13 protein-coding genes are annotated in these 20,357 nt (G+C 68.7%); 4 read left to right on the top strand and 9 right to left on the bottom strand.

The window, feature by feature from the left end; genetic code table 11:
- Positions 1-21: 21 nt before the first annotated feature.
- Positions 22-1,377: a GH1 family beta-glucosidase gene (locus tag ABQJ56_RS14310; protein WP_367845690.1), complete on the bottom strand. Its 1,356-nt coding sequence runs from the start codon at positions 1,375-1,377 to the stop codon at positions 22-24.
- A 146-nt stretch (positions 1,378-1,523) separates the two neighbouring features.
- Between ABQJ56_RS14310 and ABQJ56_RS14305 the strand changes: the two genes are divergently transcribed.
- Positions 1,524-2,618 (top strand): ABC transporter ATP-binding protein, encoded by a 1,095-nt coding sequence (locus ABQJ56_RS14305; RefSeq protein ID WP_367845689.1) that lies wholly within the window; start codon positions 1,524-1,526, stop codon positions 2,616-2,618.
- A 950-nt stretch (positions 2,619-3,568) separates the two neighbouring features.
- On the opposite strand, the gene ABQJ56_RS14300 is transcribed toward ABQJ56_RS14305, so the two are convergent.
- The 8 genes from ABQJ56_RS14300 to ABQJ56_RS16895 form a co-directional block, all read right to left on the bottom strand.
- Positions 3,569-4,390, bottom strand: a complete 822-nt coding sequence (locus ABQJ56_RS14300) for a carbohydrate ABC transporter permease (RefSeq protein WP_367845688.1) — start codon at positions 4,388-4,390, stop codon at positions 3,569-3,571.
- Positions 4,387-5,262, bottom strand: coding sequence for a carbohydrate ABC transporter permease (locus ABQJ56_RS14295; protein ID WP_367845687.1), 876 nt, complete (start codon positions 5,260-5,262; stop codon positions 4,387-4,389). Before ABQJ56_RS14295 ends, ABQJ56_RS14300 begins: the two co-directional genes overlap by 4 nt.
- The gene (locus ABQJ56_RS14290) at positions 5,259-6,545 is read right to left on the bottom strand and encodes a sugar ABC transporter substrate-binding protein (protein WP_367845686.1); all 1,287 of its coding nucleotides are present in this window, start codon (positions 6,543-6,545) and stop codon (positions 5,259-5,261) included. Before ABQJ56_RS14290 ends, ABQJ56_RS14295 begins: the two co-directional genes overlap by 4 nt.
- Positions 6,546-6,633: 88 nt before the next feature.
- On the bottom strand, positions 6,634-8,139 hold the full coding sequence (locus ABQJ56_RS14285) for a GH39 family glycosyl hydrolase (protein WP_367845685.1): 1,506 nt from the start codon (positions 8,137-8,139) through the stop codon (positions 6,634-6,636).
- A gap of 9 nt (positions 8,140-8,148) precedes the next feature.
- On the bottom strand, positions 8,149-9,642 hold the full coding sequence (locus ABQJ56_RS14280; protein WP_367845684.1) for a glucoamylase family protein: 1,494 nt from the start codon (positions 9,640-9,642) through the stop codon (positions 8,149-8,151).
- Between the two features lie 145 nt (positions 9,643-9,787).
- Positions 9,788-11,311 (bottom strand): tryptophan halogenase family protein, encoded by a 1,524-nt coding sequence (locus tag ABQJ56_RS14275; protein ID WP_367845683.1) that lies wholly within the window; start codon positions 11,309-11,311, stop codon positions 9,788-9,790.
- Between the two features lie 70 nt (positions 11,312-11,381).
- Positions 11,382-14,414 (bottom strand): TonB-dependent receptor, encoded by a 3,033-nt coding sequence (locus tag ABQJ56_RS14270; protein ID WP_367845682.1) that lies wholly within the window; start codon positions 14,412-14,414, stop codon positions 11,382-11,384.
- 19 nt (positions 14,415-14,433) lie between these two features.
- Positions 14,434-15,489: a LacI family DNA-binding transcriptional regulator gene (locus ABQJ56_RS16895; protein WP_437343434.1), complete on the bottom strand. Its 1,056-nt coding sequence runs from the start codon at positions 15,487-15,489 to the stop codon at positions 14,434-14,436.
- Between the two features lie 726 nt (positions 15,490-16,215).
- On the opposite strand from ABQJ56_RS16895, the gene ABQJ56_RS14260 reads away from it, so the two are divergent.
- Genes ABQJ56_RS14260 through leuC form a run of 3 tightly spaced genes read left to right on the top strand, consistent with a single transcriptional unit; the run spans position 16,216 to position 20,294 of the window.
- Complete coding sequence (locus tag ABQJ56_RS14260) at positions 16,216-17,805, top strand: 2-isopropylmalate synthase (protein WP_367845680.1); 1,590 nt, start codon at positions 16,216-16,218, stop codon at positions 17,803-17,805.
- 15 nt (positions 17,806-17,820) lie between these two features.
- Positions 17,821-18,879, top strand: coding sequence for a branched-chain amino acid transaminase (locus tag ABQJ56_RS14255; RefSeq protein ID WP_367845679.1), 1,059 nt, complete (start codon positions 17,821-17,823; stop codon positions 18,877-18,879).
- On the top strand, positions 18,876-20,294 hold the full coding sequence (gene leuC / locus ABQJ56_RS14250) for a 3-isopropylmalate dehydratase large subunit (protein WP_367845678.1): 1,419 nt from the start codon (positions 18,876-18,878) through the stop codon (positions 20,292-20,294). Before ABQJ56_RS14255 ends, leuC begins: the two co-directional genes overlap by 4 nt.
- Positions 20,295-20,357 lie beyond the last annotated feature (63 nt).

Here is a 20,357-nt window from a genome sequence, read left to right as displayed (position 1 = left end):
CCGTGCGCATCGTTCGATGGTTCATGGCTCGCCCAGGACTTCGCCGTGGCTCTCGATCACCCGCTGGTAGAGCTGCGCGCTGGCCTTGGGCGTGCGTTGCTGGGTGGCGAAGTCCACGTGATAGAGGCCGAAGCGCTTGGCATAGCCCAGCGACCACTCCAGGTTGTCCAGCAGCGACCAGGCGTAATAGCCGCGCAGGTCGACGCCGGCCTCGATGGCGCGATGCGCGGCTTCGAGGTGCCGGCGCAGGTAGTCCGTGCGCAGCGGGTCCTGCAACAGCGCACCCTCGACCGTCGGCGGATCGTAGAAGGCCGCGCCGTTCTCGGTGATGTACAGCGGGATGTCGCCGTAGCGCCGACGGAAACCGGTCAGCATGTCGGTGAGGCCCTGCTCGTACACTTCCCAGCCGGTTTCGGTGTGGGTGCGATGGGGCTGGTGCACCGGCACCGCGCGCAGCGGCAACGCATCCGCATCGTGCCGCACCACCGCGCGCGTGTAGTAGTTGAGCCCGACGAAGTCGACCGGCTGCCTGGTGAGCCGGAAATCGTCCGCGGGGAAATCCGGCCACGCCTCGCCGTACACATCGCGCAGTTCGGGCGGGTAGCTGCCGAGCAGCGCCGGATCGGCGAACTGCAGGTTCATGTAGGCGTCCGCGCGCCGCGTGGCGGCAAGGTCTTCCGCGCTGCCGGAAGCCGGGTACTTGGGCTCGATGTTGAACACCACGCCGATCGCGTGCCGGCCGTGCGCGCGGTAGGCCTGGATGCCGGCGCCGCTGGCGCGCATCAGGTTGTGCGCCACGATCGGCGCCTCGTACAGGTTGCGGTGGCCCGGCGCCAGCGCGCCGCGCAGGTAGCCGCCATCCACCACCACCCACGGCTCGTTGAGCGTGGACCAGTACGGCACGCGGTCGTCCAGCGCCGAGAACATGATTGCGGCGTACTCGGCGAACCAGTGCGCGCTGTCGCGGTTGAGCCAGCCGCCGCGATCGTCCAGCGCCGCGGGCAGGTCCCAGTGGAACAGCGTGGCGTTCGGCACGATGCCGTTTTCCAGCAGCTCGTCGACCAGCCGAGAATAGAAGTCCAGCCCCTTGGCATTGACCCGCCCGGTGCCCTCGGGCAGCACGCGCGCCCAGTTCACGCTGAAGCGGTAGCTCTTGAGGCCCAGCGCGCGCATCAGCTGCACGTCGTCCTTGTAGCGGCGGTAATGGTCGCAGGCCACGTCGCCGTGGTCGCCGTTCGCCATCATCCCCGGCGTGTGCGCGTAGCGTTGCCAGATGCTGGGGCCGGCGCCGTCCGCCAGCGGCGAACCCTCGATCTGGTAGGCGGAGGTGGCCGCGCCCCAGAGGAAGCCGTCCGGAAAGCGGTAGGGTCGGGTCATGGATTCCGCAACTCTCGAATGCCGCACTGCGGCTTGATGTAATCGATTACATCCCGAGAATAGCCGAACGCCGTCCCGGGATGCACGCCCTTTTCCGCGACATCGATCACCGCGCCGCGACAATCCGCAGAGAGCACGCAACGCCGATGGCCACCGTCAGTCTCGACAACGTGCGCAAGGTCTATCCCAACGGCCACGTCGCCGTCGCCGGCGCCAGCTTCGACATCGCCGACGGCGATCTGCTGGTGCTGGTCGGCCCCTCCGGCTGCGGCAAGACCACCCTGCTTCGCATGATCGCGGGGCTGGAAACCGTCAGCGCCGGCACGCTGCGCATCGGTGGCCGCGTGGTGAACGAGGTGGCGCCGAAGGATCGCGACATCGCGATGGTGTTCCAGAACTACGCGCTCTACCCGCACATGACGGTGGCCGAAAACCTCGGCTTCGGCCTGCGCCTGCGCGGCATGCCGCGCGCGGAAATCGCACGGCGCGTGGACGATGTGGCACGCCTGCTGGAACTGGGGCAGCAGCTGGATGCGCGCCCGGCTGCGCTGTCCGGCGGCCAGCGCCAGCGCGTGGCGCTGGGCCGCGCGATGGTGCGCCAGCCCGCGGTGTTCCTGCTCGACGAACCGCTGTCCAACCTCGACGCGCGGCTGCGCCTGTCGATGCGCGTGGAGATCGCGCGGCTGCACCGCCGCTTCGGCACCACCACGGTCTACGTCACGCACGACCAGATCGAGGCGATGACGCTGGGCCAGCGCATCGTGGTGTTCGACCGCGGCGCGATCCAGCAGATCGACACGCCGATGAAGCTCTACGAGCGCCCCGCCAACCTGTTCGTGGCCGGCTTCCTCGGCAGCCCCGCGATGAACCTGCTGCGCGGCATCCTGCATGCGGGTGATGGCCTCGCGTTGGCCACGGCAGGCGGCACGGTACGGCTCGGCACGTCGCCGCAGGTGGACGCCCTCGCGGACTGGCACGAGCGCGAGGTGATCCTCGGCCTGCGTCCGGAAGACTTGCGGCCGCTCGCCGCCGACGATCCTTCCGCGGCGCTGGAGGCGCGGCTGGAGGTGCTGGAGCCGGTGGGCAACGAGGTCTTCCTCAACCTGCGCCACGGGGATTCTGCGCTGGTCGCGCGGACGCCGCCGGGTGTCGCCTGCGTGCCGGGTGAAATGGTGCGGCTGGGCACCGCTGTGCAGCGGCTGCATTTCTTCGATCCGCGTGATGGAACGCGTATCGGCTGATTCTTTTGCTCGCTGCTCGCGGAAGAAGTTCTTTGCCTCGCCATCTCGCAAGGAACAAAGCGGTTTCGAGCGCCTGCCGGCGCCCGAGTTACTTCTCCTTTGCTTGTCCACGCCGCCGCAGGGGCGGCGGCGAACAGCGAAGCTGGCCCGCGAGGGTGGGGGGCAGGATGCCCGGAATCAAGGAGAAGTAACCAAGAGGAAACGACACCCCGATGGCGCGCCCTCCGGGCATCCTGCCCTGCGGGTGCGCGGGTGGGCTGCGGGGGTTTTCGACAGCACATCCTGTGCTGGCGAAAAACTGGCTCGCATCCCTGCGAGCCATCCTGCGGACTTCCCTTCGCCCACCCGCCGCGCCATAGGGGCCCCGGGTAGAGCAGCGCGCTCCCGGCGCGCAGAAGCAGGAGCACCCCACCCCAACCCTCCCCTGCACGCAGGGGAGGGAGACAGCGAGCTGCAAGCTTGCGGCGCTCCGCTGTTGTTGCTGTTGCTTCTGGCGCGCACGATGCGCGCCTGCTTTTCCCGGGCCCCCTCGGCGGCGGTGAGGCGTGGACGATCAGGCCACGCAGTGGGCATCGCCATGGAGGGCGATGCCTTTTCGACCGGGCAGGAGCCCGGCCGAAAAGCCCGGCCACGCCTCACGGACTTTCCGCCCATGGATGGGCGGAAAGCGCCGCCGCGGGGTGCTCTTTCTCTTTGGCTACTTTCTCTTTGAGCACGCAAAGAGAAAGTAGCTCGGCCGCCGGAAGGCGGTCGAAACCGCTCTGAAACTTGCGTACAAGCAGAAGCAAAAGCCCCTCTCCCCGCTCCCTCTCCTTGCTCCTCCACGCGGGGAGAGCACACGGATATGTTCGGCTCTGGGGAGCGGGGAAAGGCGGCCCCATCCATGGCGCCTCCCCACGTGCCCGCAAGGAGGCGAAGAAAGATTTGCAAGCCGCGGCGCATGCCGCCCCTCACCCCTTCACACTCCCCAGCAACAACCCATCCAGGTAATGCCGCTGCATGGAAAGAAACAGCGCCAGCACCGGCAGCACGGTGAGCACCGACCCGGCCATCATCTGCTCGGTGCCCTCCGTGTGCTCGCGCGCCAGCGTGGCCAGCCCCAGCGGCAACGTGTAATGGCCTTGCCCGGTCAGCTCGATCAGTGGCCACATGAAATCGTTCCACGCGGTGAGGAAGGTGAGGATCGCCAGCGTCGCCACCACCGGGCGCAACAGCGGCAGCACGATGCGCACGAAGATGTGCAGTTCGCTGGCGCCATCGATGCGCGCCGCCTCCAGCAGCTCGTCGGGCAGGCCGCGCGCGTACTGGCGCACCAGGAAGATGCCCAGCACCGAGGCCAGGCCCGGCAGCACCACGCCCACGTAGGTATCCACCAGGCCGGCGTACTTGAACATCAGGAACAGCGGCAGCATCGCCACCTGCGCCGGCACCACCAGCAGGGCCAGCAGCATGCGGAACAAGCGCTCGCGTCCCGCGAAGCGCAGCTTGGCGAAGGCATAGCCCGCCAGCAGGTTGAACAGCAGCGACAACAGCGTGATCGCACCGGAGATCAGCAGGCTGTTGAACAGGTAGCGGCCCATGCCGGCGTGCCGGAACAGTTGCCGGTAGTTGTCCAGCACGGGATGCGCCGGCCACAGCGGCGGCGGCAGCGCGTTGGACGTGCCGGCCGGCATGAACGACACCGCGAGCATCCACAGCAAGGGGAACAGCGCCACCGCCGCGCCACCCAGCAGCAGGCCGTTGATGAGCGCCTTCGCCAGCCGCGGGTTCATGCCGCCGCCTTGCGCGACAGCCGCAGCATCGCCGCGGTCACCGCGAACATCACCAGGAACAGCACGAAGGCCTCCGCCGTGGCGACGCCCAGGTTCCACCACTGGAAGCCGTCCTCGTACATCAGGTACAGCACGCTGGTGGTGCTTTCCAGCGGGCCGCCCTCGGTCATCACGTAGGGCTCGGCGAACAGCTGGAAGTAGCCCGACACGGTGAGGATGGCCACCATCAGCAGGGTCGGCCCCAGCGCCGGCAGGGTGATGTGGCGGAACTGCCGCCAGGCCGAGGCACCATCGATGCGCGCCGCCTCGTACAACTCGGCGGGCACCGCCTGCAGGCCGGCGAGCAGGATGATCATGTTGTAGCCGAAGTTCTTCCACACCGCGAACAGGATGATGGTGGGCATCGCCCAGCGCGGATCGCCCAGCCAGTCCACCGGGTGGACGCCGAGCATGGCCAGCAGGTGGTTGGCCCAGCCGTACTTGGTGTTGAACAGGTAGCGCCACACCACCGCCGTCGCCACCGCCGTGGTCACCACCGGCGCGAACAGCGCGGTGCGGAAGAACGCCTTGCAGCGCGCCAGCGGCGAATGCAGCAGCAGCGCCGCCCCCAGCGAGGCGGCCAGCGACAGCGGCACGCCCACCGCGACGAAGTAGAACGTGTGTCCCAGCGCGGCCCAGAACTGCGGCCGGTGCAGCAGCAGCCAGTAGTTGCCCAGCGCCACGAAGCGCAGGTTGTGCAGGTCGGCCAGCGCGTAGAGGTCGTAGTCGGTGAAGCTGAGCGCCAGCGCGCCGAGCACCGGCAGCAGGAAGAACACGGCCAGCACCAGCAGCGCCGGCGCGAGGAACAGCCACGCCGCGCGCGAGGGCTTCATCGCCGCGCCTCCGCCTGCCTGAGCAGCCAGCGCCGCTTGGCCAGGATGCCGTCGGCCTGGCGATCCATCTCCGCCGTCGCCTGGTCCACCGTCAGCTCGCCGGCCACGGCGCGCGCGGCGACCTGCTGCATCATCACCGCGATGCGCTCCCACTCGGGCACCGCCGGCGTGGGCTTCACGCGTTCAAGCTGGTCGCGGAAGGCGTGCATGGCCGCGTCATTCTGCAACAGCGGGCTGTCCCAGCTGCTGCGCCGCGGCGGCATGTCGCCGGTGAGCCGGTAGAAACACTGCTGCACCTGCGCTTGCGACAGGTATTCGATCAGCGTCCACGCCGCGCGCGGGTGCCTCGATGCGCGGAACACCACCAGGCTGGCGCCGCCCGCGAGGCCCGCACCGGGGCCGTCCGGCCCGGGCAGCGGCGCAGTGGCCCAATCGTCCTGCTCGTTCGCCGGCAGGCGCTTGCGGAACTCGCCGACGTTCCACGGCCCCGACAAATAGAACGCGTACACGCCCTTGCCGAACTCCTCCCACGGATTGCCCACTTCCACGTTGGTGACCACCGGCGCCTGCCGCAGGCGGAAGGTATCCACGTAGAACGCCAGCGCGCGCCGGAAGCCGGCGCTCTCGAAATTGCCGCGGCTGTCGTCGTCGCGCAGCAGGGGGTCGGGCTGCTGCAGGGCCAGCGACAACAGCTGCTCGTACTCGTTGGTCGGCAGCAGGATGCCGTAGACCTTGCGTGCGGGGTGGCTGAGCGCGGCCAGCATGCGCCGCCATTCGGCCCAGTCGTGCGGCGGCGCGTCGAAGCCGGCCCGCTTCAGCAGGTCGCTGCGATAGAACAGCAGGCGCGTGTCCACGTACCACGGGATGCCGTACAGCTGTCCGGCGTCGACGTTGGTGGCCCAGATGCTGGCGAAGTAATCCGACGGCGCCACCGTGGTCGAAGCGGCGACGCGCTGCTGCAGCGGCGCCAGCGCATGCAGCGCCACCATCTCGGGCAGCCAGGTGTTGCCGAGCTGCGCCATGTCCGGCGTGGTGCCGCCGGCGATCGCCGTGAGCAGCTTCTGGTGCGCCGCGCTCAGCGGCAGTTGCTGCACCTCGACGCGGATGTCCGGATGCGCGCGCTCGAAATCCGGCAGCAGCCTGGCGACGGCTTCGCCTTCCGGGCCGAACGTCCAGAACACCAGCGTGTCGTCGTGCCCATGCGAGCAGCCGGCGAGGCAGAGCGCGGCGAACGCCATCGCCACGCGCATCCCCCGCCGCCATCCGCCACGCCCTGCGTTCATGCCCTTTCCCCGTCGCCGCGGGCGGCCGGAGCGATGCGCCCATGAAGGCGGGCGCATCGCACGACGGCAGGCCCACGACGCATCATGCTCAGTTGCCCGCCACCGTCACCAGCAGCAGCGCGCCGGGCTCCATCGTCAGTGTCAATCCGCCTTGAACGAGATGATCGTGCGCAGGCGGCGGCAAGGCGGTGGCCGCGTTCATCTGCGCCACCTGCGCCATCGTCGGGTAACGCGGGCTGCCCATCCTGGCGTAGACCGGCAACACGTTGCCGTGCTCGTCGTCCACGCGCTGCACCGTCACGCCGGCGTCCGCGGGCACGTGGTCGAACTCCAGGCGCAGCGTGCGCGTGGCGCCGTGCTGCCCGGGATCGACCAGGTTCCAGGCCGCGATGGCCAGGCTGCCATCCTTGCGCCGCGTGACGATCACGTCGCTGGCGCGGTTCGCCAGCCGCTCGTCGCCCAGCTGGTGCAGCAGCGCAAAATCGTAGTAGCTGGGCTTGTCGATGCCGCCGCTGGCGCGCAGGCCGAACTGGCCGTCGAACGGCTCGGGGCTGGGGCCGTCTTCCTCGAACACGTCGGAGAAGGTCCAGAACGACATCATGTCCACCAGCCCGTCGCATTCGCGCACCGTGTTTGCCAGCGCGGGCCCCACGTACGTGGTGTCGCGCAGATTGTCGCGTCCGGGGACATTCCACTCGGTCCAGAACAGGGGCAGGTGCGGCAGCGGCGATGCGGCGATCTGGCCGCGCACCTTGCCGATGGCGCGGCACACGCGGTCGTCTTCCGGCACCGGCGCGTCGCTGTGGAACAGGTTCTCCACCGTGTCGTCCGCGTAACCGTGCGAGGAGACGAAATCCACCGGCACGTGGGCCTTCGCCGCATGCGCAAGGAAGTCGCCGACCCACGCGGCCGCCGCGGTGGCCGGGCCGCCCACGCGCAGGCGCGGGCTGACCGACTTCAGCGCGCGTGCGGTGTGGTCGTACAGCTCGAAGTACGAGGCCTGCCGCGGCACGCCGCCCCAGAAGTCGATGTTCGGCTCGTTCCACACCTCGAAGTACCACGTCGCGACTTCGTCGATGCCGTAGCGCCGCACCAGATGCCGCGCGAGGGCGCGGATCAGGCCGTCCCAGCGGCCGTAATCCTTCGGCGGCGACACGTTGGGCTTGTACCAGAACGCGTGCAGGGCGTCGGGATTGGCCGCCAGCTTCTTCGGCATGAAGCCGATCTCCACCACCGGCCGCACGCCGTTGCGCAACAGGCCGTCGTAGATGCGATCCACCAGGGTGAAGTTGTAGACCGGTTCGCCGTGCTCGTCCTCCGTGTACACGCCGTCTTCGTCGTCGAGGATGCCGTGGAAGCGCACGTAGCGGAAATCGGTGACGCGCTTCACCGCGCGCAGGTCGTCGCGGTAATCCTCGCGCAGGCTGAGCGCGGCGCGGCCGGAGCCGAACATCCGTTCCCAGAAGTGCGGGAACGGCGTGGCCCTGGCCGTGGCGTCGACACGCACGACCTGCGGCGCGGCCGTCCGCGCCGGCAAGGGCAACGCGACGGCGCAGGCGATGGTGATGGCGGCGGCGGTCAACAGGCGATGCATGTTTCCCCCTCAGGGCGACGCGGCGGCGGCCGGCCCGGGGCCGGCGCGCTCCAGCCAGCCGCCGGTGAAGCCGGCACGTTGCAGGCCGCGGCGGATGTACGGGTTCTTCCTCATCACCCTCCACACCATGCCGCTGCGCCAATTCTCGATCATCAGCAGGATCGGGCCCTGGTCGATGCCCAGTTGCTGGTTGTCGGCCCAGCCGAAGCCGGGATAGCTGTGGCCATCCGCCGGCATGCCGTGGAAGCTGGGATTGAAGGCATCGACGAAACCGTAGCGGTTGTAGATGTACTTGCCGTAGCGCTGCTTCATCGCCATCAGCGCGGGCACCACGATGGACGGCGCGAACGCGATGGAGCCGCCGGCCGCGGTGGGTGCGATGGTGCCGTCGTCGGTGATGTCGTCGAGCCCGGCGCCGCGCGCCATGTAGGCGCTGAAGCGGCGCACGCCCTGCGGCGAGCTCACGGTCACGTCGCCCGGGCCGTCGCTGGCGGTCAGTCCCCACACGTCGGGGCCGTAGTCCGTCCAGTGGCCGGGATTGGCGATGGCGTAGGTGCGCTGCGCCCAGGTCGCCAGCCGGCCGTTCTGCGCGTAATCCAGGTTGTGCGCGCGCCCCCACGCATCGCGGATGCCGCGGAAGTCCACCCACGCCTCGGTGTACTGGTGGCCGAACAGCGGGCCGAAGTTGAGGAAGGTGTAACCCTGGAACGTGCCCCAGTCCCGCGGATAGGTGAAGCACCACGCGGCCCACGCGTCCGTGCCCACCGGATGCGTGGGCGAGCCCAGCGCCAGGATGTAGACCAGCTTGCCCTCGTCGTAGCCTTGCCAGTCGGCGGGAATGAACTTGCCGCCCGGCGTCCAGCCCATGCTGATGAGCGGCTTGCGCGCCTGCATCCACGGCCAGTCGATGGCGCGGTAGAGCCGGTCGGCGAGTTGGCGGATTTCCCGCTCCTGCGGTGTGTCGCGGTCGTAGTAGCTCTCGGCGAACAGCACGCCGCCCATCATCAGCGTGGTGTCCACGCTGGACAGCTCGACGTGGCGCGCGTAGCGCAGGCCCGTCTGCATGTCGAGGAAGTGGTAGAAGAAACCGCGGTAGCCGGCGGTGTCGTCCTCGCTGTCGTTCTGTGGCGCGGCGGCGAGGAAACGCAGCGTGGCCAGCGTGCGCTGTGCCGCCTGCCCGCGCGTGATGTAGCCGCGCTCGGCACCGATGCCGTAGGCCGTCAGGCCGAAGCCGACGGCGGCGATGGAGGAGAAGGTGTGGTTGGGCCACGAGTCCGGCACCAGGCCCGTGTACGGGTCGGCACTCTGCCAGAACCAGTCGAAGGTGCGGTGCTCCAGGTCGTCGACGAAGGCCTTCTGGTCGGGCGCGAGTTTCTGATACGTCAGGGTGTCGGGCTGCGGGGGCGCGACCGGCTGCGTCGCGCGCACCGGCGCGCCGGCGACGAGCACCGCCAGGGCGGCGGCCGCGAAGACGTGCAGGTGGCGCCATCTGGGTGAAAGCATTCAAACCTCGTATCGGTAAACAAGATCAGGGGAACGTTTCCGAAACCCGTTCGCCCCGAGCGTAGCGCCGAAGGCGCGCAGTCGAAAAATCAGATGTTCGGAGGAGAACAAAACGTTCCGCTGCGCTCAACGCGAGCGGTTTCGATCAGGCGGCCTCCATCGCCGGCGCCGGGCAGACCTTGTCGATGAAGGCCTGGTGCATGGGCATCGCCTCCACGCAGGCATTCACCACCTGGCTCACGCTGGCCATGAAGCCGGCGAGATCCTGCTCCGGCATCTGGTCCACCAGCGGATGGTAGCCGCGCGGCATGATGCGCTGGCCCAGCATCACCTGCACCCAGCTCGGCGTCGCGAACATCTCCTCGCCGTCGCGGTAGAAGCGGCCGCTGTCGCGGAACAGGCGGATGTACTCGTCGAGCTGCCCGGGCACCGGCATCGTGCGGCAGTAGTTCCAGAACGGCGTGTCGTCGCGCTCGGTGGCGTGGTAGTGCAGTATCAGGAAATCGCGGATGCGCTCGTACTCGAAGCGTGCGCGCGCGTTGTAGCGGTCGGTCAGCACCGGGCTGAAATCGCGTTGCGGGAACATGTCGAGCAGGCGCGCGATGCCGGACTGGATCATGTAGATGCTGGTGGATTCCAGCGGCTCCAGGAAACCGCCGGCCAGCCCCAGCGCGACCACGTTGCGGTTCCACGCCTGCTTGCGCGCGCCGGTGGTGAAGCGCAGCAGGCGCGGCTCGCCCAGCGGCGCGCCGTCCAGGTTGGCCAGCAGCTCGGCGGCGGCCTCGTCGTCGCTCATGTACTTGCTGCAGTACACGTGGCCGTTGCCGGTGCGGTGCTGCAGCGGAATGCGCCACTGCCAGCCGGCCGGCCGCGCGGTCGAGCGCGTGTACGGCGTGGGCGGCCCCACCCGCTCGCAGCCCACCGCCACCGCGCGGTCGCAGGGCAGCCAGTGCGAGAAATCGTGGTAGCCGGTGTGCAGCGCCTGCTCGATCAGCAGGCCGCGGAAGCCGGAGCAGTCGATGAACAGCTCGCCCTCGATGCGTTCGCCGCTTTCCATCACCAGCGCCGAGACGAAGCCGTCGTGCGGCCGCAGTTCGACGCTGGCGATCCTGCCCTCGGTGCGGCGCACGCCACGCTGTTCGGCGTAGCGGCGCAGGAAGCGAGCGTACAGGCCGGCGTCGAAATGGTAGGCGTAGGCGACGTTCGCCAGCGGCGAGTTGGCCGGCACGTCGGTCGCGGAAGGCATGAAGCGTCCGCGCGGCGCCGCCACCGTGTTGAGCGAATAGGCGCCGATGTCCGTGGCCAGGCCGCGCTGCCTGGCCTTGATCCAGAACTGGTGGAACGGCAGCAGGCTGATGTCGTGGCCGATCTCGCCGAAGCCGTGCACGTAGCTGTCGCCCAGCCGCGCCCAGTCGTTGAACTGCACGCCGAGCTTGAACGTGCCCTGGGTGTTGCGCACGAACTCGACGTCGTCCACCCCGAGCAGGTTGTTGAACAGCTTGAGGTGCGGCACCGTGCCTTCGCCGACGCCGACGGTGCCGATTTCCTCGGACTCCACCAGCCGGATCGCGCACTCGTTGCCCAGCACCTTGGAGAACGCGGCCGCCGCCATCCAGCCGGCGGTACCGCCGCCGGCGATGACGATCTGCCTGATGCGCATGTCGCTCATGAAACGCCTCGACGACCGATGGCAATCCAGCGAAGCGGCCGGGGTACGCGGGGCACCCCGGCCGGGGCCGTCAGAAGCTTATGCCCATCGAGAGCTTCACCGTGCGCGGATAACCCGTGATGTCGCCGGTGGGGTTGTAGACCACCGGCTGGCGGTTCATCACGCCGTTCGATCCCCAGGTCTCCAGGTAATCGACGTAGTTGTTCCAGTTGAACGCGTTGATCAGGTCGAAGCGCACGTAGGCGTTCAGGTTGCCGTAGATCTTGAAGTTCTTCGTGGCCTGGAAGTCCAGGTCGCGGTAGCCGAAGATCTTGCCGCCGATGATGAAACGTCCGCTGCCCGGCGGCGCGACCGCCGCCGAGCGGCAACCGCTGCCGGCCACGCCGCCGCTGTCCACGTTGGTGGCCGTCGCCCCGTAGCAGGCGAGGTTGAGGTCGGGGATCGGCGTGGACAGGGTCAGCTTGGCGCCGAGCACGAAGCCCCACGGGCCGTCCATCGTGCCGGTCATCACCAGGCGGTGCTTGGCCACGCCGGACGAGGTGAACGGGTAGTTGCCGATCCACTCGTAGTCGAACGCGTACTGGTCGGTGGGATCGGCGTTGTCGTTGTTCTGCTCCGTGTCCGAGTAGGTATAGGCGATCGTCGCGCCCCAGTGCGATTCCTTGGTGTACGGCTTGTCGGCCGAGAGCAGGAACTGCTTGGTGTGCGTCTCCAGCCCGTTGTTGCCGATGATCAGGCTGCCGAAGCCGGGGATGCCGTTGCCCCAGGGCTGGCTGCCGCCCTGCCAGAAGCTGCCGTCCGGATAGCGGTTGCCCAGCGTGTACACCAGGCCGTCGTGGCTGCTGATGTAGGCCAGCGTCGCGCTGGTGTTCCAGTCGCCCACCTGGTTGCGCATGCCGATGCTGAACTGGTCGGAATACGGCGCCTTGAGGTTGTTGTTGACCAGGTCGACTTCCTTGCCGGCATTGCTGCCGGCCACCAGGCCCTGCAGGGTCGGAATGTTCAGATATGACGGATCCCATGTGTAGCAGGGAGGGCTCGCGTTATGGTCGACGGTGCAGGGCACGGCGGGGGTGTTGAAGAGCAGCGTGGGCTGCGACAGCGACTGCTTGGTCTGCTCCACCTGCAGCGATTCGTACAGGTCGCGGTCGTAGGAACGGCCGACGCCGCCGAAGACCACGTGCCGCTGGTCGCCGTTGATGTCGTAGGAGAAGCCGAAGCGCGGCTGCCACTCGTTCGTCTTGGGGTGGCGGTTGTGGCCGGTGCTGATGTAGTCGTTGATGTTCACCCCGCCCAGCGCCAGGGTCTGCGCGTAGGTCTGCCCGGCCGGTGCCTTCGGATCCTGCATGCCGAACGCCGCCACCACGTTCGCGGGGGTCACGTAGTTGAGGTAGGAAGGCGTCTTCTCGTAGTCCCAGCGCACGCCGAGGTTCAGCGTCAGGTGATCGTCCACCGTCCAGTCGTCCTGGATGTAGAGGCCCAGCTGCTTGTCCGAACTGGTGGCCACCGGGCTGATGCCGGGCGTGGGCGAGCCGAACTGCACCTGGTAGGGGATCGCTTCCGTGCCGGCAGTCGTCACCGCGTAGTTGAACAGCGCGTTGGAATCGCCCGCGTCCTGCGCGGTGAGCTTCACCGCCTTGTACTTGAAGCCCATCTTGACGACGTGGTCGCCGTTCCACTCCAGGTCGTTGAAGGTCAGGTCGTCCTGGATCGCTGGCCCCTTCTGTCCCTTGTTCTGCTGGGCCAGCGGCGAGTTGCCGGTCTGCAGGATGGTGGTGTGCAGTTGCGCGCCGGTGAGCGTGTACGCATTGCCATCGCCAAGGAGGATCGGCGTGGGCGTGAAGAACGCGTCCTCGTAGGTGAACTGCAGGCGGTTGAACCAGCTGTAGGCGCTGTGATCCCAGCGGAGGTCGAAGCGCTTGTCGGTGTTGAGCGTGTTGAGTCCCGCCGTGGCGGTGCTCACGCCGCCGAGGCCGCTGATGGAAGTTTCGTGGCGGTACTTGCCGCTCAGCTCGAAGCGGTCGCGGTCGGTGGGCTCGAAGTCGAGCTTGCCGAACCAGTCGTTTTCCTTGAACGGCAGGCTCGCCGGCCCCAGCTGCGACTGCACGCTGGCGGGCAGATAGCTGGTGTAGCCGGTGACCCCGGGCACGACGGTGGTCGGGCTGTCGAATTCCTTGCCTTCATAGGCGATGAAGAAGTGCGCCATGTCCTTCACGATCGGGCCGCCGAGGTCGAAGCCGTAGTCCTTCTCGTGCGACTGGGTCTTGTCGTGGGCTGCCTGTTCCGCCGGCGTCATCGCGCGCAGGCGGGTATTGGTGAAGCTGCCGAACACGTCGCCGTGGAACTCGTTGGTGCCGGACTTGGTTTCGGCGGTCACCGCGGCGCTGGAGATCTGGTCGTACTCCGCCTTGTAGTTGGAGGTGATGACCTTGTACTCGCCGATCGCCAGCTGCGGGAAGGGATTGCCCTGGCTGGCGTTCTGGCCGGTGAGGCCGCCCGGCAGCACGTAGTTCTTCTGGCCCACGCCGTCGATGTACACGTTGATGTTGCTGCTGGCCTGGGCGCCCGAACGCAGGCTGGTGTTGCCGTTGGCGTCGCGGGTGAACACCATGCCAGGCACGATGTCCGCGAACTCCAGGAAGTTGCGCGAAGCCGCCGGCAGGGCCGCGATGTCGCGCAGCGAGACGATGTTGCCGACCTCGGAGGTGGTCACTTCCGGCAGGGTCACGGCGGATACCGTCACGCCGCCCAGCGTCTTGGTGCCGGCCGGTGCCGCCGCCTCCGGCGCGGCGGCCCTCAGGTCGATCGTGCCGATCGAGGCCACCGAGAGCGTGACCGTCTTCTGCATGCCCGCGCCCGCATCCACCTGGTAGGTGCCCGGCGGCAGGCCCACCAGGGCGAAGCTGCCATCCTTGCTCGACCGCGTGACGCGCACCGCGCCAGTGGCGACGTTCCTGGCGGTGATGGTGGTGTCGGGCGCGGCGCTGCCGCGCAAGGTGGCGTCGGATGTCTGCGCCATCACGATGGCGGGAGCCGCAACCACCATCGCCGCGACGACGGCAGCCGGCAACAAACGCTTCTTGAATGTCTTGTGACTGCTCATGAACTCCCCTCCAATTTCGTCATCGACCCGATGAGCGATGGATTTTCTTGGCTGCAATGGTTGAGGTCCCACCCCGATGTGCCCCGCAGGATTCGCGCACGACGATGTCGCAGCCGAGCGTGTGCACCGATGCGGCCGACAACCCGGGGCAATCCATCAGGTCGGCCAGCAGATCCATGGCGTTCTTGCCCAGTTCCGCGATGCGCACGCGTACCGTGCTGAGCGGCGGCGTGACGTAGCGCGCAATCGGGATGTCGTCGAAGCCGGCCAGGGCGATATCGCCCGGCACGTCGAGGCCGGCTTCCTTGAAGGCCTGCAGGCAGCCCACGGCCATCATGTCGTTGGCGGCGAACACGGCCTGCGGCCGCGTCTTCGCTGCCAGCAGCTCGCGCGCGGCCAGGTAGCCGGACGACTCGCCGAAATTGCCGGCCACGATGCACAGCGGCGCATCCGGGGCCAGCTTGGCCATCGCCGCGCGGAAACCCGCCTCGCGCTGGTGGGCATCGAAGTTGTCCTTCGGCCCGCTGACGAAGGCGATGCGCGTGTGCCCGAGCCCGACCAGGTGGCGCACCATGGCGTAGGTGCCGGCGAAGTTGTCGATGTTCAGCACGGCGGCGGCGCCGCTTTTCACGTCGCTGTTGAGCAACACGGTGGGCAGGCCTTCCGGCAGGTTGGCCTTGAGGAAGGCCGCGTCCACGCCCGGCGAGGACAGGATCACGATGCCGTCCACACGGCCCTGCATCGCGCGCAGCGCCGCCGCCGCATCGTCCGCGCCGTCGTGCGAGCTGGAAACCAGCAGGTGCAGGCCGTGCGAGCGCGCCTCCAGGTCGATGCCGCGGATCAGCTCCGAGAAGAACTCGCCATGCAGGTCGGGCATCAGCGCGCCCACGGTATGCGTGCGCCGGGTGATCAGGCTGCGGGCGGCGCCATGCGGCACGTAGCGCAGGCGCGCAGCCGCCTCGCGGACGCGCTGCTCGGTCACGGGCGTCACGCCGCCCGCTCCGTTCAGGGCGCGCGATACCGAGGCCACCGAGACCCTGGCTTCGCGCGCCACGTCCTTGATGGTTACCGCCATCCGCCCGCCCTCCTCCGTTGCGCCCGCCCCGACGCGATCGCATTCAACGTAAACGTTTTCATGAAAGTTTGTAAAGTGGCTTCCGCCGCTGTCTTTGCTGCGATACGGCAATTGATCCTGCCACTGCAGCCACAAGGTGCATGAATCACCGGAAATGAAGCATGGAAGGCTGGAACATGGCCTTTCGCGTCGCAACATCGACCATGACCTGATCGGCAGGAAGCCGCCGTCCCCACTGGCACGAAACGCGAAAAGCAGTGGTTTTCCGGGAAACGCTTTCATGCCGTCCGTCCTCGCCTGGCCGGCGGCGGCCACGCCGGCACGGCGGCGCACCGGCGCGGAACAACATCCGGCGCGGACGTATGGACGGCCAGCCGTCCATACGTCCGGAATGCGATCCCTGACCGCACCTGAGAAATTGTCATGAGAAAATGTTTGACAAGCCGAAAAGCCTGTCGTAGGGTCGGTGGCATGTCGCAGCGCAACAGCCACCGCCGCATTGCCGAAACGACCCGTCTCGCGACGGTCGCCGGCCTGCTGCGGCTTCGCGGCACGCTCCTTCTTGCCCTTGTACTCGTACTCCTTATTACCAACGGAGGTGCGGGCTGAGGGCATGTGTCCAGGTAGCTAGAAAACGAACCTGAAAACACCCGAAGAACCCCGCACCAGAAATGGCGCGGGGTTTTTTGTTGCCCTCGGCACCGCGTTTCCACAGCGGAGCCAGCGATGAAAACCCAGCAGCACAGCGAACACGGCGAGGCCGGCGACGTAGCCGCCGGGCACGTGCGCATCTTCGACACCACCCTGCGCGACGGCGAGCAGACGCCCGGCTTCTCGATGGACCGGCGCGCCAAGCTGCGCATGGCGCAGATGCTCGAAGCACTGGGCGTGGACGTGCTCGAAGCGGGTTTCCCGCAGGCTTCGCCGGATGATTTTGCTGCGGTCGCACAGATCGCCGGCATGCTCACGCAAACCACCGCCTGTGCGCTGGCGCGCTGCGTGCCGGGCGACATCGACAGCGCGGGCCGCGCACTGGAATCGGCCCGGCGCTCGCGCATCCACGTGTTCCTCTCCACCAGCCCGCTGCACCGCGAGCACAAGCTCAACATGAGCAGGCAGCAGGTGCTGGACGCCGCCGTCGCCGCGGTCGAGCGCGCCATGCAGCTGGCGCACGAGGTGGAGTTCTCCGCCGAGGATGCGATGCGCACCGAGCCGGAATTCCTGGTCGAGGTGTTCGACGCCGCCGCCGCCGCGGGCGCCACCACGCTGAACGCGCCGGACACCGTGGGCTACATGACGCCGCCGGAAATCGCCGAGCGCTTCGCCTACCTGATCGCCAACGTCAAGCGCGGCAGGCACGTGGTGTTCTCCAGCCACTGCCACAACGACCTGGGCCTGGGCGTGGCCAACAGCCTCGCCGCCGTCAGCGCGGGGGCGCGCCAGGTGGAATGCACCATCAACGGCATCGGCGAGCGTGCGGGCAACGCGGCGCTGGAAGAAATCGTGATGGCGATGAAGGTGCGCGGCGCGTGGTTCGGCACCGACACGCGCATCGACACCAGGAAGCTCTACCCCGCCTCGCGCCTGCTCAGCGAACTGACCGGGCAGAACGTGCAGCGCAACAAGGCCATCGTGGGCGCCAACGCGTTCGCGCACGAGTCGGGCATCCACCAGCACGGCATGCTCAAGCACCGCGGCACCTACGAAATCATGCGGCCGCAGGACGTGGGCATCGCCGAGACGAAGCTGGTGCTGGGCAAGCACTCGGGCCGCGCCGCGCTGCGCCAGCGCCTGCAGGCGCTGGGCCACGCGCCGGACGAGGCGGCGATGGACGACATCTTCGCGCGCTTCAAGTCGCTGGCCGACCGGAAGCGCGAGATCCACGACGAGGATCTGGAAGCCCTCGCGCTGGGCCAGGATCCCGACGCGCTGGGCCCGTGGCAGCTGGTGCAGCTGAGCACCAGCACCCACCTGGGCGGCAGCGCCTCGGCCACGGTGAAGCTGCGCCACGCCGACGGCCGCGAAGCCGGCGAGTCGGCGATCGGCGACGGCCCGGTGGACGCGGTGCTGCGCGCCATCGAGCTCGTCACCGGCAGCACGCTGGACGTCACCGAATTCCAGGTGCGCGCGGTGAGCGCGGGCGGCGACGCGCAAGGCCAGGCCAAGCTCACCGCCCGCCATGGCGCGCGCGACTGGCGCGGCCACGGCATGAGCACCGACATCGTGGAGGCCACCGCGCAGGCCGCGCTGGCCATCGTCAACCGCATCGAACGACAGGCGCCGGCGTCCACGCCGGTCGTCGTCGCCCATCTGTAAGCACGGGAAATCTCCATGAGCCACACCGCCTTCCTCTGGCACAACGGCCGCATCAAGCCCTGGGCCGAGGCCAACGTCCACGTCAGCACGCACGCGCTGCATTACGGCTCCTCGGTGTTCGAGGGCGAGCGCGTGTACGCCACGCCGAACGGCCCGGCCTATTTCCGCCTCGCCGACCACACGCGCCGCCTGTTCGAGTCGGCCAAGGTGTACGAGATCGACGTGGGCTACACCGAGGCCGAGATCGACGCGGCCTGCCACGAGGTGATCCGCGCCAACGGCATGCAGTCCGCCTACGTGCGCCCCATCGTGTTCCGCGGCGCGGGCGGCCTGGGCGTGCTGCCGCGCGACGGCGCGCCGGTGGACGTGGCGATCATGGCGATGGCATGGGGCGCCTACCTGGGCGACGCCGCCGAACGCGGCGCGGACGTGTGCGTGTCCTCGTGGCACCGCCCCGCGCCGAACACCATCCCGAGCTGGGCCAAGGCCGGCGGCAATTACCTCAGCAGCCAGCTGATCGGGCTGGAAGCGCGCCGCGGCGGCTACGACGAAGGCATCGCGCTGGGCCACAACGGCCTGCTCAGCGAGGGCGCGGGCGAGAACCTGTTCCTGGTGAAGCGCGGCAAGCTGGTCACGCCGCCGTCCAGCGCCGGCATCCTCGCCGGCATCACCCGCGACAGCGTGCTCACGCTGGCCGCCGAACTGGGCATCGAGGCGGAAGAGCGCGAACTGCCGCGCGAGGCGCTGTACACCGCCGACGAGATGTTCATGACCGGCACCGCCGCCGAGATCACCCCGGTGCGCTCGGTGGATCGCAAGCCGGTGGGCAACGGCAAGCCCGGCGCAGTGACGCGCGCGCTGCGCGAGGCGTTCTTCGGGTTGTTCGACGGCCGCACGCACGACAAGTGGGGCTGGCTGGACACAGTTAGTGCGGCCGTCCCTCACCGCGAAAGTCAGAAAGCGGCCATCCATGGAGTTGCCCCCGTGGTCATCCCTGGCCACGAAGGTCAAGAAGCGGGCATCCATGCCCGCGCTCTTCAAGAAAAACACGCTTCGATGGAGATTTCGGCATGACGGCTGTTCGCACTCTGTTTGAAAAGATCTGGGACGCCCACGTCGTGGCCCCCGAAACCGCCGACACCCCGGCGATCCTCTACATCGACCTGCACCTGGTGCACGAAGTCACCTCGCCGCAGGCCTTCGACGAACTGCGCTCGCGCGGCCTCCGGCTGCGCCGCCCGGATCGCACGCTGGCCACGCTGGACCACTCCACGCCCACCCTGCCCGCCGGCGCCGACGGCGAGCGCCCCTACGCCAACGCCGAGGCCAGGGCGCAGGTGGCGCAACTGGAAACCAACTGCCGCGAGTTCGGCGTCGAACTGCACGGCTGGGACAGCGGCGACCGCGGCATCGTCCACGTGATCGGCCCCGAGCTGGGCGCCACCCAGCCGGGCCACACCATCGTCTGCGGCGACAGCCACACCTCCACGCACGGCGCGTTCGGCGCGCTGGCCTTCGGCATCGGCACCACCGAGGTCGGCCACGTGATGGCCACGCAATGCCTGCTGCAGCGCAAGCCGAAGACGCTGGCGATCCACGTCGACGGCGAGCTGCCGAAGGGCGTGGGCGCGAAGGACCTGATCCTGCACATCATCGGCCAGATCGGCGTGGACGGCGGCACCGGCCACGTCATCGAGTACCGCGGCGCGGCCATCGGGAAACTGTCGATGGAAGAGCGCATGACGGTGTGCAACATGTCGATCGAGGCCGGCGCGCGCGCGGGCCTGATCGCGCCGGACGAAACCACGTTCGCCTGGCTGAAGGGCCGCCCGCGCGCGCCGCAGGGCGAGGCGTGGGAGCGCGCCGTGGCGCACTGGCGCACGCTGAAGACCGACGACGGCGCCCGCTACGACCGCGAAGTGCGCATCGACGCCGGCACGGTGAAACCCACCGTCACCTACGGCACCCACCCCGGCATGGCGATCGCGATGGACGCGCCGGTGCCCGCCGCGCGCAATGCGATGGAACGGCGCGCGCTGGACTACATGCAGAGCCGCGCCGGCCAGCCGATGCAGGGTTCCAAGGTGGACGTGGTGTTCGTCGGCAGCTGCACCAACTCGCGCCTGTCCGACCTGCGCGAAGCGGCCAGCGTGCTGCGCGGCCGCCGCGTCGCCGACGGCGTGCGCATGCTGGTGGTGCCCGGCTCCGAAGCCGTGCGCCGCGACGCCGAGGCCGAAGGCCTGCACGAGGTGTTCCGTGCCGCCGGCGCGGAATGGCGCATCCCCGGCTGCTCGATGTGCATCGCGATGAACGGCGACCTGGCGCAGCCGGGCCAGCTCGTCGTCTCCACCTCCAACCGCAACTTCGAGGGCCGCCAGGGCAAGGGCGCGCGCACCGTGCTGGCCAGCCCGGCCACCGCCGCGGCGTCTGCCGTCGCGGGCGCGATTGCCGATCCACGCGAGTACGTGACGCAGGGGCAAGCCGCATGAACGCCGCCGCCGCTTTTCTCCCCCTCCCCTCCGGGGCACGCGGGGAGGCGCCAGGGATGGCGC

It is taken from the genome of Rhodanobacter geophilus (assembly GCF_040812275.1).
Taxonomy (GTDB): domain Bacteria; phylum Pseudomonadota; class Gammaproteobacteria; order Xanthomonadales; family Rhodanobacteraceae; genus Rhodanobacter_A; species Rhodanobacter_A geophilus.
The sequence above is the reverse complement of the archived record's forward strand: the minus strand, read 5'-3'. Positions and strand labels throughout refer to the sequence as shown.